Source organism: Nonomuraea sp. NPDC050153 (genome assembly GCF_044460125.1).
GTDB lineage: Bacteria > Actinomycetota > Actinomycetes > Streptosporangiales > Streptosporangiaceae > Nonomuraea.
Genome location: NZ_JBITJQ010000005.1, coordinates 305,145 through 319,099, shown reverse-complemented (window position 1 = coordinate 319,099; position 13,955 = coordinate 305,145). Strand labels below are relative to the sequence as shown.

Annotated in this window: 13 protein-coding genes; 10 read left to right on the top strand and 3 right to left on the bottom strand. The window is 72.1% G+C overall.

The window, feature by feature from the left end; genetic code table 11:
- Positions 1-3: 3 nt before the first annotated feature.
- Positions 4-1,317 (bottom strand): alpha/beta hydrolase, encoded by a 1,314-nt coding sequence (locus ACIBQ1_RS16305; protein ID WP_397278168.1) that lies wholly within the window; start codon positions 1,315-1,317, stop codon positions 4-6.
- 125 nt (positions 1,318-1,442) lie between these two features.
- On the opposite strand from ACIBQ1_RS16305, the gene ACIBQ1_RS16300 reads away from it, so the two are divergent.
- Positions 1,443-2,423 (top strand): acetylxylan esterase, encoded by a 981-nt coding sequence (locus ACIBQ1_RS16300; protein ID WP_397278166.1) that lies wholly within the window; start codon positions 1,443-1,445, stop codon positions 2,421-2,423.
- Between the two features lie 43 nt (positions 2,424-2,466).
- Here the strand turns inward: ACIBQ1_RS16300 and ACIBQ1_RS16295 are convergent, their stop codons facing one another.
- Positions 2,467-2,754 (bottom strand): HesB/IscA family protein, encoded by a 288-nt coding sequence (locus ACIBQ1_RS16295; protein ID WP_397278163.1) that lies wholly within the window; start codon positions 2,752-2,754, stop codon positions 2,467-2,469.
- A gap of 123 nt (positions 2,755-2,877) precedes the next feature.
- Between ACIBQ1_RS16295 and fxlM the strand changes: the two genes are divergently transcribed.
- The gene (fxlM, locus tag ACIBQ1_RS16290) at positions 2,878-4,044 is read left to right on the top strand and encodes a methyltransferase, FxLD system (RefSeq protein ID WP_397278161.1); all 1,167 of its coding nucleotides are present in this window, start codon (positions 2,878-2,880) and stop codon (positions 4,042-4,044) included.
- 95 nt (positions 4,045-4,139) lie between these two features.
- Positions 4,140-4,790, top strand: a complete 651-nt coding sequence (locus ACIBQ1_RS16285; RefSeq protein ID WP_397278159.1) for a DUF4142 domain-containing protein — start codon at positions 4,140-4,142, stop codon at positions 4,788-4,790.
- Here the strand turns inward: ACIBQ1_RS16285 and ACIBQ1_RS16280 are convergent.
- Positions 4,778-6,490 (bottom strand): exo-alpha-sialidase, encoded by a 1,713-nt coding sequence (locus ACIBQ1_RS16280; protein ID WP_397278157.1) that lies wholly within the window; start codon positions 6,488-6,490, stop codon positions 4,778-4,780. The genes ACIBQ1_RS16285 and ACIBQ1_RS16280 overlap by 13 nt on opposite strands.
- Before the next feature lie 246 nt (positions 6,491-6,736).
- On the opposite strand from ACIBQ1_RS16280, the gene ACIBQ1_RS16275 reads away from it, so the two are divergent.
- The 7 genes from ACIBQ1_RS16275 to ACIBQ1_RS16245 all read left to right on the top strand — a co-directional run bounded on the left by ACIBQ1_RS16275 (position 6,737) and on the right by ACIBQ1_RS16245 (position 13,952).
- Positions 6,737-7,633: a hypothetical protein gene (locus tag ACIBQ1_RS16275; protein ID WP_397278155.1), complete on the top strand. Its 897-nt coding sequence runs from the start codon at positions 6,737-6,739 to the stop codon at positions 7,631-7,633.
- A 69-nt stretch (positions 7,634-7,702) separates the two neighbouring features.
- Positions 7,703-7,951, top strand: coding sequence for a hypothetical protein (locus tag ACIBQ1_RS16270; protein WP_397278153.1), 249 nt, complete (start codon positions 7,703-7,705; stop codon positions 7,949-7,951).
- Between the two features lie 17 nt (positions 7,952-7,968).
- Entirely contained in the window at positions 7,969-9,369 is a 1,401-nt protein-coding gene (locus ACIBQ1_RS16265; protein WP_397278151.1) for an FAD-binding oxidoreductase, read from the top strand.
- A gap of 92 nt (positions 9,370-9,461) precedes the next feature.
- Positions 9,462-11,030, top strand: a complete 1,569-nt coding sequence (locus ACIBQ1_RS16260; RefSeq protein ID WP_397278149.1) for an MFS transporter — start codon at positions 9,462-9,464, stop codon at positions 11,028-11,030.
- 26 nt (positions 11,031-11,056) lie between these two features.
- Positions 11,057-12,178, top strand: a complete 1,122-nt coding sequence (locus ACIBQ1_RS16255; protein ID WP_397278147.1) for an FAD-dependent monooxygenase — start codon at positions 11,057-11,059, stop codon at positions 12,176-12,178.
- A gap of 226 nt (positions 12,179-12,404) precedes the next feature.
- Positions 12,405-13,433 (top strand): fatty acid desaturase family protein, encoded by a 1,029-nt coding sequence (locus tag ACIBQ1_RS16250; protein WP_397278145.1) that lies wholly within the window; start codon positions 12,405-12,407, stop codon positions 13,431-13,433.
- A gap of 36 nt (positions 13,434-13,469) precedes the next feature.
- The gene (locus tag ACIBQ1_RS16245) at positions 13,470-13,952 is read left to right on the top strand and encodes a cation:proton antiporter regulatory subunit (RefSeq protein WP_366328598.1); all 483 of its coding nucleotides are present in this window, start codon (positions 13,470-13,472) and stop codon (positions 13,950-13,952) included.
- Positions 13,953-13,955 lie beyond the last annotated feature (3 nt).

The following is a 13,955-nucleotide window of genomic DNA, read 5'->3' as shown; positions in this document are numbered from 1 at the left end:
CCGTCAGCCGGGGCCGCGGTAGCCGGACGGCGGGCGCTCGCCCTCGTACGCCCGCACCGGGCGGCCGGCCAGGAACGCCCGCAGGAGCCCGAGGTACGCCTCGCTCGCGTAGGCGTCCCCGTCGGCGCCGTCCTCGCCGGAGCCGTTCTTGGGGGCGTCGTCTTTGGGGGCGTCGTCCTCGGCAGGGTCGTCGCCGAGGTAGGCGAGCGTGGCCGAGGGCAGCGCCCGCCGGTAGTCCATGGCCGACGTCCAGCCCTGCTCGTCGCACCGGCTCTTGACGATCAGCACGGGGACCGTCACCTCGGACAGGCTCAGCGGGAGGGAGCCGGGCGCCGTCCGCCCGGTCAGGCCGACGTACCCGCCGGTCGCTGTGCCGGACGCGGCGGTGGACGCGGCGGTGGCCGGGCACGGGTGCGGCGCCCCCTGCCGGACGAGGCCGAGGTAGGCGTCCAGCTCCTGGTCGCCCGCGAAGTCGTGCGCCGCCCGCGGGTCCACCCGCAGCAGCGTGGAGACGGCGAGCAGGCGCGGATCCGGCGAACCGTCCCGCCCGAACACCGCCGCCGGCTCGACCTCCCTGTCCGCCTTCCGCCCGGGAGGCAGCCCGGTGGGCGCCGCCAGGACGGCCTTGGCCACCCGGTCCGGGTGCGCGGCCAGGTAGGCGGTCGCCAGCTGGGCGCCGTAGTCATGGGCGACCAGGATCAGCCGGCCGGCGCCCACGGTCTGCCTGATGGCCTCCAGGTCCTCCACGTCGCGCGTCAGCCCGTACTCGCCCGGGTCCCGCAGCCGCGCCGAGCGCCCGGCTCCGAGCTGGTCGTAGACGTACACCTGGTAGCCGTCGGCCGTCAGCTTCCTGTAGAAGGCCGCGGAGGCCGCCAGGTCGGCCACGCCGGGCCCGCCGTGCAGGAACACCACGGGGTCGGGGCGCGTGACCCGCTTGGGCGCGAACCGCACGTACGCCAGCGCCGAGCCCGTCGGCAGCCGCCACTCCCGCTGCCCGGCCACCGGCGCCGGGGGAGCGGGCGGCCGGAGCGGGCGCAGCGTGGCGACGCTGACCGGCCACACGACGGCCGCCGCCACCCCGAGGATCACCACGGCCCGCAACCAGCGCCCCCAGGCCGCCCTCGGCCGGGGCACGCACAGCAGCAGCCCCAGGAAGAACACCGACGCGAAGACCGCCAGCCCCGTCACCGCGAACGCGGTGGGCTCCGCGCCCACCATCGCGGTCCCGGCCAGCGCGGCCAGCCCGAGGACCGGCGACAGGGCCAGCACCCCGGCGCCCGCCACCGCCCGCCCGGCAAGCCTGGCGAAAGAAGCCACAAGGGGACGCTAGTGCACGCCATGGGTTTCGGTCAGGGAGATGGGGGTTCCGGCCAGGGGGCGGGATAGCGCTTTCCGTCCGAATGCTGTGAAATATCAGCATCCTTCTACAGGCTGGAGCTTCCGTGCCACTGTTCGACCTGCCGCTTGAACAACTCCGCAGCTACCTCCCCGAACGCGACGAGCCCGCCGACTTCGACGCGTTCTGGTCACGCACCCTGGCCGAGGCCAGAGAGTTCGACCTGAGTGCCGAGTACGTCCCGTACGACCTGCCCCTCGCCACCGTCGACGTGTTCGACGTCTCCTTCGCGGGCTGGGGCGGGCACCGGATCAACGGCTGGTTCCTGGTGCCGCGCGGTGTGGAGGGCCCGGTGCCGTGCGTGATGCACTACATCGGCTACAGCGGCGGGCGCGGGTTCCCCAAGGATCACCTGTTCTGGCCCAGCGCCGGATACGCGGTGTTCGTGACGGAGACCCGCGGCCACGGCGGCGCGAACGCCGGCAGCCCCGGCGCCACCGGCGACCCGCACGGCAGCGCGTCGCCGCAGGCGCCGGGCATGATGACGCGCGGCATCCTCGACCCGGACGACTACTACTACCGGCGCGTCTTCACCGACGCCGTCAGGGCCGTGGACGCGGCCGCCGAGCACCCGGCCGTGGACGCGAACCGGATCGTCGTCTCGGGCGGCAGCCAGGGCGGCGGCATCGCGCAGGCCACGGCCGCGCTCCACCCGTCGGTCAAGGCGGCGCTGATCGACGTGCCGTTCCTGACCTATTTCCGGCGGGCCGTCGAGATCACGGGGAAGGACCCGTACCAGGAGCTGGTGCGGTTCCTCTCGACCCGCAGGGACAGCGCCGACCAGGTCTTCCGCACGCTGTCGTACTTCGACGGGCTCAACTTCGCCGCGCGCGGCCGGGTGCCCGCGCTCTACTCCGTGGCGCTGATGGACGACATCTGCCCGCCGTCCACGGTGTTCGCCGCCTACAACCACTGGCAGGGCCCGAAGGAGATCTCCGTGTGGCCCTGGAACGGCCACGAGGGCGGCGGCGGCTTCCAGTCGGAGGAGCAGTTGCGCTACCTCCACAAGCTTCTCAGCGACGGGTGACGGGCGCGCCCGCCGTGCCGGTGCGGCACGGCGGGCGCCCGCGTCACGCCGTCTGGTCCTTGACCAGGAACGACACGCTGCCCTGGTCGTCGGCTCCGGCGTCCAGAGACTTGTCCTCCAATACGGTCGCGGCCACGGGGTCGAGGTAGACGCGCGCCCCCTCGGCCTCGACGACCGCATCGGCCGGCTCCGGCGCGGTGGCCAGCGTCAGGGTGAGCGAACTCGCGCCCTCTCCCTGAGACGAGATACGGATCCCGCTCTGGGCAGGCTCGGGCGCAGACGCGGTCAGATCGCGGATCGCCTGGGCTGCGTTGGCTGTCAGGGTGAGCACTACGGCTCCTCCTCACGGTCGACGTTCAGGAGTTGCCTGCCCTTCCCTCAACTCGGCGGCTCAACCCTTCTTGACTGTTTCTTTACCCGGAATTCCTGGAGCTCCCTGTGGAGAATGGGGGCCATGGACTTCGCGGAGCAGAGGCAGGCCATGGTGGCGCACCTGCGGGAACGCCAGGACATCAGCGACTCCGTGGCCGCCGCGCTGCTCGCGGTGCCGCGCCACCTTTTCCTGCCCGGCGTCGATCCCGAGGACGCCTACCGCGACGAGCCCATCGTCACCAAACGTGACGACGCGGGACGGCCGATCAGCTCGTCCTCGCAACCCGCGATCATGGCCACCATGCTCGACCAGCTCGGCGTCGAGCCGGGGCACCGGGTGCTGGAGATCGGCGCGGGCACCGGCTACAACGCGGCCCTGCTGGCCCACCTCGCCGGGCCCACCGGGCACGTGGTGAGCATGGACATCGACGAGGACATCGTCGCGGGGGCCGGGCGGCACCTGTCCGCCGCCGGTGCGACGCGGGTGGAGGCGGTGTGCGCGGACGGCGCCCAGGGGTACGCGGAGCGGGCCCCGTACGACCGCGTGATCGCCACCGTCGGCGTGTGGGACCTGGCCCCGGCGTGGCTGGAGCAGCTGGGCGCGGGCGGGCGGCTGGTGGCGCCGCTCGACCTGCGGGGCGTGCAGGTGTCCGTGGCCCTCGAACGCGCCGGTGACCACTGGGCCAGCCGGTCCGTGGCGCCGTGCGGGTTCATGCGGATGCGCGGGGCGTTCGCCGGGCCCGAGGCGGTCGTGGTGCTGCGCCGGGATCCCGAGCTCATGCTGGGCCTGCCCGAGCGGCGCGAGATCGGCGACGTGCTGGGCGCGCTCGACACCGAGCCCGACGAGGTCGTCGTCGGCGGGGGCGAGACGCCGTACGGGCCGGGCGTCACGATGTGGCTGGCCCTGCACGACCCCCGCTGCTGCCTGCTGACCGGCAGGCTGGGGCGGGGGTTCGGGATGAGCGTCGGCCTCGTCGACGGCGACGCCATCGCGCTGCTCGCCGGGGAGGGCGCGCACGTGGCCCGCGGCCGGGCGCCCACCGGCCCCGGCCTCGCGGCCCAGGGCCACGGGCCCGGCGGGGCCGCGCTGGCGGCCGACCTGGCCGGGCACGTGCGGGCATGGGTCGCGGCGGGCCGCCCGGAGTCGGGCGACCTGCGCATCCACGCCTATCCGGGGTCCGCCCCCGGTGACGGGCGGTCGACGGTCATCCCGAAGCGCCACACGACGCTGGTGGTCGACTTCGGCTGACCGCGGGCGCCTGCCCAGGTGGAATGCCGGAGATTGAGGGAAGGGGTGATGACGTTCTGTAGTTGATTCGTGCCACTATGTCATAGGAAATGCCCATGCGCACTCTGTTGCTGGCAGCCGCAGCCCTGGTCGCCCTCGGGGGCTGTGCCGACGTGTCGACGGACACCGCGGGCCTGGCGCCGCGTACCGACACGCAGCCGTCCGAGCAGGACAAGGCCTGGATGCGGGCCATCCACGAGAGCAACCTGGCCGGCGTCCGGGCGGGGCAGCTCGGGGCGGGCAAGGGCAGAACGCCGCGGATCAAGGCGATCGGCAAGATGCTCGTCGTGGACCACACCAAGCTCGACACGAAGGTGACCGGCGCGGCCACGCGGCTCCACATCGAGCTGCCCATGTCCCCGAGCGCCGACCAGCGCGCCATGCTGGCCGAGCTGCAGAACTCGCCGCCCAACGACTTCGACCAGGACTTCACGGCCGCCATGATCAACGAGCACCAGGACGCGCTGGCGGCCACGAAGGTCGAGATCTCCCACGGGACCTCGCCGACGGTGGTGGCGCTGGCCAAGATGGCGGAGCCGTCGCTGGTGGCGCACCTGACCGCGCTACGGCAGCCCGGGAGCGGCCAGGAGACGCAGACGCCCACCGAATCGTCCATCGGGACGCCCACGGGGACGACACCGGGGACGACACCGGGGGTGACGCCGGGAATGACGACGCCCGGGTCGCCCACGCCTCACGGCGAGTAGAGCTCGACCTCGTTGAGCATGCTGCACGTCCGGCCGAGCTCCGGCCCGCAGTCGGAGGTCGGCTCCGTGACGATCTTGACGTGCCGGCCCGTGCGGTCGATCTCCTCGTACCGCATCGCGTAGTCCGTCCGGTCCTTGATCGTGACGACGGGCTCGCCCCAGGAGCGGCCGTCCTTGGAGACGTACACGCGCGCCCCGGCCGGGTGGCCCGGGCGCAGACTGAGGCCGATCCTGGTCAGCGCGTACTGCCGGTCCAGGTGCAGCACGTACCGGCCGGGGCCCTTGGCGACGGCGCTCGACCAGTAGCCGGTGCTGCCGTCGAAGGCCGCGCCGGGGCGGCTCCTGGGCCGGCCGCTCCAGCGCATGGTGGTCTCGACGCCCAACCGGCCGTCCCGGCGCATCTCGGCCAGGTCGAGCAGGCCAGGGCCGGGCGGGTTGATCGTGAACAGCTGCCGCTTGATCGCGTACCAGCCGTGGTTCTCGAAGCGGCCGTGCGCCGGGCAGGCGGTCTCGTCCAGCAGGCCGTCGGGGCGCACGCCGGGCAGCTTGCAGTTGTCGACCACCTGGATCAGCCGGTGCGGGCCGAGGGCCGCGATCCCGGTGTAGCCGGACGAGCCGTGCACGGGCCAGATGCCGTCGCGGTTGTGGTAGGTCACCCGCGGCTCCAGCCACTCCTCGCCGAGCCCGTCGGGGGAGACGGCCATCCAGTTGTCCGGGCGCCCGGCGCTGAGCACGAGGATGCCGCCCGGGGTCAGCAGCAGCCGTGGCGCCACGCCGCGGACCACGCAGTCCTGGCCCGCGAAGCGCAGCGGGCGCACCGGCGACCAGGTGAACCCGCCGTCGGTGGAGCGGCTCTGGTGCAGCGTGGAGAACCGGGCGCCGTCGCGGCGCAGCACCGCCAGCAGGCTGCCGTCCATCGTCTGCGCGATGCTCGCCTCGTTGTAGACGAGCCTCCCGGACGGCCCCTCTGCCGGACCTCCGATCACGCCGCGCCGCTCGAACGTGCGGCCGCCGTCCCGGCTGGCGTACAGCTCGGCCTGGTACGTCCCCGTCTCCCGGTACTCGGCGTAGGCCGAGAACAGGATCGTGCCGTCGGCGAGCTGAACCGGCAGCCCGTGCGTGGCCCCGCCGGGCATCAGGTCGCCGGGCGTGGTCAGCGTCGCCTCCGAGCGCACCCAGCTCTCCCCGTCCTCCGGCGACGACGTGGTGAGCACGCCCAGCGTCGCGGAGTGCGGGCCGGTGTTGCGCAGGTAGTACTCGGTGGCGAAGTACCGGCCGTCGAGCAGCTGGACGGGGGCCTCGCGCAGCGGCGTCAGGCTCGCCGGGCCGAACGTCCGCCCGCCGTCGCCGGAGATCGCGGCCGAGTTGGTGAGGGTGACGATCTGGTCCACGTTCGCGGTGAAGGTGGTGATCACCTTCTGCCGGGGCGCCCCGCCGGGGCCCACGACGTCGAGGACCGAGACGTTCGGGAAGCCCGCGAACTCGAGCCGTTCGGACTCCGTCGGCTCCCGGTCGACGGGCGGCGGATTGGGATGAATCCAATCTAGTGAGGAAGCAGTATCGATCAGGTAAGCCTCGCCCGGGATGGACGGCTGGGAGTGATCCGGTAGCTGGCAGTAATCGGCCGCTGCCTGCGGCGGGTCCGGCGGAGCGGGCAGTCCCGCGGCCACCGACAAGGCCACGACCACGGATCTTGGCACCCACACCGGCTCGCTCCCCGTCCTGTTTTCCGCATTTGCCGAACCGTTCGGACTCTAGATGATCCACGCTCCGTAACACCGTATTCACCTGCGGGAAGTCGCGGGTTCACAGCTGCCGCCGATCGGGCGGCGAGAGATCCATACTGGATTCGTTAAGTACCAGTTGACAGAAAACCCCTCTCTGACGACGATCGGGACGGCACTATTAAGTGTCAATTTACGTCGTGGGTCGGGAGGTGGCCCCAGATGAGCATCGAGCCGAGGGCGAGAGTGGCCCCAGAGCGAGTGCTGCCAGGCCCGGTGCCCCTGGCGCCGGAGACAGCCGCCCAGCAGCGGGTGGTTCAACGGATCTGCGCCAGGGTGGCGCCCGCCGACGTGGACGTCGGCGTAGACGAAGTACCCCCGGGCGGACTGCAGGTGTGGATCGACACCCCGGTGCCGGTGGCCGCGCAGGAGTCCTGGGTGCTCTACCACCGCATGGCCCGCGAGGTCGCGCTCGTCGGCTGGCACTGCGAGGCCGACGCCGACCGCCTGCTGGTCCTGGGCTGGAGCGCCGCCTGCCTGCACAACCGCATACGCCTGCTCCAGAGCGGGCTGCGCCGGCTGACCGACTTCGAATCGACCGCGCAGCGGGCCGTGCAACTGGAAGGGCGGCGCCCGGACCAGCCCGCCACCGAGGTCGTCATCGCCGTGCGCGCCTCGATCGAGCGGCGGCTGCGCTGGCCCGAGCGGCTGGCCGAGCTCGACGGGTTCGAGCGCAGCTCGGGTCTGCCCCACCTGCAGCTGCTCCTCGCCCAGGTCATCGGACTGGAGGCGAAGGTCGCGGCCGCCTGCGCGGAGCACCTCGTCATGGCGCGGGTGCTGGCGCGGGCCGTCTGCGAGCAGTACGCCCGCCACTCCGACCTGTCGCGCGCCCAGCGCGACGTGCTGGCAGAGTCGCGCCGATGGGTGCACGCCAGCTCCATGATCCGAGGCTCGGCCGGCGCCCGGCCGAGCACCGGCGGCACCGCCGGCCGTCCCCACATGGGGCTGGCGGAGCGCCGTATCGCCGCGAGCGTCATCAACCACGGCGTGTCGCGGGCGATCCCCGCGGCCGTCACTCCGGTGGCCGACCACCTCGACCACACGGAAGGCGCACGCTGACCCAGATCCGCTCAACGGCGAGCGGTCGCCCGGAAAACCCCACCCGAATCCGGTAGGAGAGCTCCCGTCATGCGAACCCCCCCGCACCTGCCCGCCAGAACCATCCGTGACACCCGAGACACCGACACAGTCCGGCCCCGCCGGCACCCCTACGGCCTGCACGAGGTCCCCATTCAGGCGGCGCCGCTCGGAAGCCTCGACATCCCCGGCACCGACGCCGAGCCCGACGAGTACGTCGAGCAGCGGCTGCTCGGCATCAGGGAGATGTCCAACCAGGCCATCGGCTCCATCGACGACCTGCTCCAGCACACCGCGTGAGCCGAAAGAGGAGAGTCATGCAGGAACTTGAGCGACTGGAGCTGAAGTCGCACGACGTCGGGGGTCACCAACCGCGTTCCGTGGCGGGCATCGACTCGCCGCGCAGCCTCGACGAGGTTCGCGCACTCGTACGGCAGGCCATGAGGACCGGCCGCCGCCTCTACCCGATCAGCACCGGCAAGAACTGGGGCATGGGCTCGGCCGTGCCGGTCACGGACGACAACCTGGTCGTCGACCTGAGCGGCATGAACCGCATCCGCGGCCTCGACCTGGAGGCCGGCTTCGCGGTGATCGAGCCCGGGGTGACCCAGGCACAGCTCGCCGAGGTGCTGCTCGACACCCCGTGGATGCTGAACGTCACCAACTCCTGTGCCGATACCTCCGTCGTGGGCAACGCCCTGGACCGGGGCGACGGCACCTTCCGCTCCCGGGTGCACGACGTGGCCGGGCTGGAGGCCGTGCTGGCCGACGGCAGCGTGGTCACCACCGGTGGGCTGGACCCGGTGGGGCGCTACCACGGCCGGGTCGCCGGGCCCGACCTGACGCCCGCCTTCGTCCAGCACAACCTGGGCATCGTCACCGCCATGGCCGTCGCCCTCGTGCCGCGTCCGCAGACCGTCGGCCTCGTTTACGGCCGCATCCCGCGCGACCAGGTCGGCGTCACACTCGACGCGGTCGCCGGGTTCCTGCGCCGCGGCAACCCCGCCGACGGGATGTTGCGCGTGCGCGAGCTGGCGCTCGTTCCGAGCCACGGCGACTGGTTCCTGCCCAGGGGCGTCGACCCGGACCTGTTCACCGTCATGGGGCCGCTGCTCGGCAGCGACGCCGCCGTCGAACTGGCCGAGGAGCTGCTGCGCAAGGCGCTCATCGAGGTCGAGGGCGCCGAGGCGCTGCGCGTGGTCGACGCGGCCGGGGTGGGCCCCGACGACCCGCTCTACCCAAGGGCGCTCATGTCCCAGGGCATCCCCACCTGCCTGGGCGTGCGCAACGCCCTCCGCGTCACCTCCTGCGACCAGATCGACGAGGGCCAGACCGGCTTCCTGGCGTTGATGCCGCTGATGCCGACGCACGCCCGCAGGACCGAACACATCCTGGCCGCCCTCCAGACGGCCGTGGACGCGCACACCACCGCGCTCATGGTCGAGTGGAACCTCGTCAGCCGGCACATGGCCAACGGCGTCATCCAGATCTTCTTCGAACGGGGCGCGCCGGACGCTCCCTACCGCGCCCACCAGCTCCGCAACGACGGCAACTGCCTGCTGCGCGGCCACGGGTGCGCCATCTACCGCTCCGACATCGACCACGCGGCGGCCGACGTGTGGTCGGAGACCAGCACCGCCAGCCTCGGCATGCTGCACCGGCTCAAGACCGCCCTGGACCCGGACGGCCTGCTCTCGCCGGGTCGCTACGGCGCCTGACTGTTCGGGCTTAAGGAACGATCCACCTCCGCCGGTCGCACTGCCGGAGTGTGCCGGTCGGCGGAGACCACTCATAGCTTGGAGGTGACCGCGTGCGTTCGTCACCAGCGCGGGGGACGAGCACCATCGACCGTCGTCACGCCGTGATGTTGCGGCTGGTCGGCGCGGGTGTCATGTTGACGGTGATGGCCGACACCACGGCCACCACCCTGGCAGTCGGAGTCCTGCGGTACACACCCGCCGGGGCCGGCATGCCGCTGGGCGACCTGGTCTGGCTGACCAGCGCGGCGTTCATCCCGATCGCAGCGCTGCTGGCCACCGCGGGCCGCTGGGCGGACCTGTTCGGCCGCCGACGGGTCCTGGCCGTCGGGCTCGTGGTGTTCGTCCTGGGCGGCATCGCCACCGTCCTGGTGGACTCCTGGTCGTACGTCCTGGCGGCACGGGCCGTCCAGGGCGCCGGTGCCGCGGCGATGATCCCGGCCAGCCTCGGGCTGTTGCTCGGAGAGCTGCCGGAGTCGCAGCGGCGCGGCGCGATCGCACTGTGGAGCTCCGCCTCCGGGCTGGGCTGCCTGCTCATGCAGGCGGGCGGCGGCTGGCTGGTCGTCTCCGTCGGCTGGCGGGCCCTGTTCGTTCCCGACGTCGTCATCGGCGTCGCGCTCCTGATCGCCTGCGCCGCGCTTCCGCCGGGTAAGCGCGCCGGGGCCAGGGGCCTGCCGGACGTCCTCGGCGCGTGGCTGCTCGCCGCGGGCATCGCGGTCATCGTGCTGGCCATCTCCAAGGCGATGGCCTGGGGCATGGACGTGGTGTGGCTGGCGCTGGCCGCGCTGGCCCTGCTGGGCGGCGCGCTCGCGCAGGCCAGGCACCACCGCCTGCCCGCGATCGACCTGGCCCTGTGGCGGCGCCCCAGATTCGTCTGGGGCTGGCTCGCGACCTGGGGCTTCGGCGCTCTGTCGTACGGGCTGCTGACCGTGCAGCCGTTGTACCTGCTCCACCTGGGCTACCCCATGCTCGAGGTGGCCATGTGGCTGACACCCACGTCGGTGGCGGTCGTCGTGACGAGCTTCCTGGCCGGAAAGGTCGTCAAGCGGGTCGGCGCGTACGGGCTGATCTACGCCGGCTCGCTGCTGTGCGGCGGCGCCTGCGTGCTCGTGCTGACGCAGGCCGGGCCCACCGTGTGGGGCCTGATCGCCAGCGTCGTGGTCGGCGTCGGCGTCGGCGCGCTCGCGCCGGGCACCTCCGTCGCCACCACCCTGGCCGCCCGCCCCCACCAGTACGCCTCCGCCGTCGGCGCGGCCACCATGGCCCGCATGGTCGGCGGGGCCGTCGGCGTCGCCGTCGTGTCGGTCGTCATCGACCACCCGTTCATGACCGGCCCCTTCGCGGGGCTGGCCGGCGCGCTCGCGATGTGCGTGGCCATCTCCGTGCTGATCGGCGCACTGGCCCTCACCAAGATCACCCGGCTGCGGACCGACCCGGGCGACGTCATGATCAAAGTACCGCGCCGCATGCTGCTGGAGCTGCGCATGACGCTCGCCACCGTGGCGGCGGAGGCCGACGCGTTGCTGCCTGCCGAGACCCGCACACCCCCCACGGACCACATTCCGCGGCCGCGAGCGGCCGAGCCGGGCCCGCTCGCGGGTTCCCGCGGGAACCCGAACTAGTTCAACCATTCGAAAGGGCTCTCGTCATGGCAACCACATCGTGCGACGTAGCAATCGTCGGCGCCGGGCTCGGCGGCTGCTTCCTCGCCTTACTGCTGGGTCGCCGCGGACAGCGCGTCGTCGTCATCGAGCAGGGACCCTCGGTCCCCAGCGCGGGCGCGGACTTCCTCAAGCCCCCCGGGCTCCGGGTGCTCGCCCGGCACGGGCTGGCCGACTTGGTCGGACGCCATGGCCTCAGGCGCGACACCATCCGCTACTACCACGACGGCGACCCCATCCAGGAGTGCCGCTTCCCGGAGGGAGGCTTCCTCGTCCGCCCCTACCGGGAGCTGGTCGAGCTCATCTACACCAGCTGCGTGATGGAGGGCGTCGACTTCTGGTTCGACGCCGGCATCGACGACATCGCGATCGGCGACGGCCGCGTCGAGGAGCTGACGCTGTCGAACGGGAACCGGCTGCGGGCCGGCGTCGTGATCGGCGCCGACGGCACCAAGTCGGCCGTGCGGCGGGCGCTCGACATCGAGCAGCGCACGCTGCCGTACGAGCGGCTGCTGATGCGGGTGGCCACCGTACCGCTGACGGCCAGCGTCGCCCAGCTCAACCGGCTGTACTTCAGCTCCGAAGGCTGGTTCGCCTACCTCTATCCGATCAACAGGGACCAGGCCAGGGTGTTCGTCGGCCTGCCCCCCGAGGACGACAAGGAGATCTTCGAGGACGGCATCCCCGCACTGCTCGACGAGCTGAAGAAGTTCGTCACCGACAGCTCGGACGCCTTCAACGTCCTCCAGCCCGCGACCTGGCAGCGGATCAAGGTCTCGTCGATGCGGGTGGAGGCGTACCACAAGGGCAACGCGGCGCTCCTGGGCTCGGCCGCCTTCGCCTGCCACCCCATGACCGGGATGGGCATGAGCTACACGCTGCACGACGCGGAGCTCCTGGCCGACGTCATCTGCGCGGCGGGCGGCGACGCCGACCTGCTCGAACGGCTGCTGTCCGCCCGCTACGAGCCCCGCGGGGAAGCCCACAGGCAACTGATCGACTACGGGGACGCCCTGGTCGCCACCTTCCGCGACCGGGACGCCTACCTCGCGGCCTTCCGTCCGGAGCTGCACGTCTACGGCGACGCGGCGGCCCTGCAGTCGATCTGAGCCGGTGTCCCCGCCGCCCGCCATTCCCCACCAGGTGAGGTCGTCCGGTGCCACGCTGAGTGCGACGGGCCGGCCCTGTCCCCAGGCGGCGGGGGCGCCCACCGGGCGCCCCCGGTGGTAGGGCGTGCACTACCAAGAGAACGGGTGACAGCGGGGGTCCGCCGGGCCCCGTCTCTCGCGATGCTGATGACTGATCACCTATCAATCGTCAGCATCGGAGAGAAAAGTGGGGACTGTGGGGACCGCCGCCGTTCAGCGCGGCAGCGACTTCGCAAGGCTGTCACGCCGGATCGCCGAGGCGGGGCTGCTGGACAAGCGACCGGGCTACTACGCGGCCAGGATCTCCCTGGTGGGCGGCCTGTTCGCGGGGAGCTGGGCGCTGTTCGCCCTGGTCGGGGACTCCTGGTGGCAGATCCCGGTCGCGGTGCTGCTCGCCGTGGCCTTCGCCCAGGTGACGCTCCTGGCCCACGACCTGGCGCACGGGCAGATCTCCAGGTCGCGGCGCACCAGCAGGATCGCCGGGCTGCTCGTGGGCAACCTGGCCGTCGGGCTCAGCTACGGCTGGTGGATGGACAAGCACACGCGCCACCACGCCAACCCCAACCACGAGGAGCACGACCCCGACGTCGCGCCCGACATCCTGGTCTGGTCGCAGAAGCAGGCCGAGCAGTCGCGCGGCATACCCCGGTTCATCGGGCGCTGGCAGGCGTTCCTGTTCTTCCCGCTGCTCACCCTCGAAGGCGTGAACCTGAAGGTGTCGAGCTTCCGCGCGCTGCGCCGCCCCTCGCTCAAGAGCCGAGGGCTCGAAGGGCTGCTGCTGACCGCGCACGTGCTCGTCTACCTGGGTGCGGTCTTCCTCGTCCTGCCCTTCGGCGCGGCGCTGGTGTTCGTGGTCGTGCACCAGGCCTGCTACGGCATCTACCTCGGCTGCACGTTCGCGCCGAACCACAAGGGCATGCCGGTCCTGACCGCCGAGGACGAGCTGGACTTCCTCCGCCGCCAGGTCCTGACCTCCAGGAACGTGCGCGGCGGCCGCCTGGTCAACACCGCGCTCGGCGGCCTGAACTACCAGATCGAGCACCACCTGTTCCCCAGCATGCCGACCGCGAACCTGCGCAGGGCGCAGCCCATCGTCCGCGACCACTGCCGGCAGCTCGGCATCGACTACGTCGAATGCGGCCTGTTCGCGTCGTGGGGCCAAGCCCTGCGGCACTTGCACGAAGCCGGACGACCACTCCGCGTTGGTAGGGTTTAGTTGGAAATAGGCGGATCTGAGCAGGTTGGGGAATAGGTGGAGGTCGAACAGACAGCGCTGCCGGGAATCGGGCTACGACACGACTTCACCACCCGGAAAGGTCAGCGGGTCGGCGTCGTGTCCCACCGCACCGGCCGCCGGGACCTGGTGATCTACGACGCGGACGACCCCGACGCCGTCTGCCACGTGGTCAAGCTCAACGACGAGGAGGCCGACGCCCTGGCCGAGCTCCTCGGCGCGCCCCGCATCGTGCAGCGGCTCAACCAGCTGCACGAGCAGGTCGAGGGCCTGGTCAGCGTGCAGCTCCCCGTCCCCGACGGCTCTCCCTACGCCGGGCGTCCCATGGGCGACGCCCGCGTGCGGACCCGTACCAGCGCCTCCATCGTGGCCGTCGTGCGCGGCGGGCGGGTCTTCGCCAGCCCCGGCCCCGACTTCGTGTTCGCCGCGGGCGACGTCGTGGTCGTCGTGGGCAGCGAGGACACCACCGCCGAGGTGGCCGGCATCCTGTCGGACGGGTAGAGC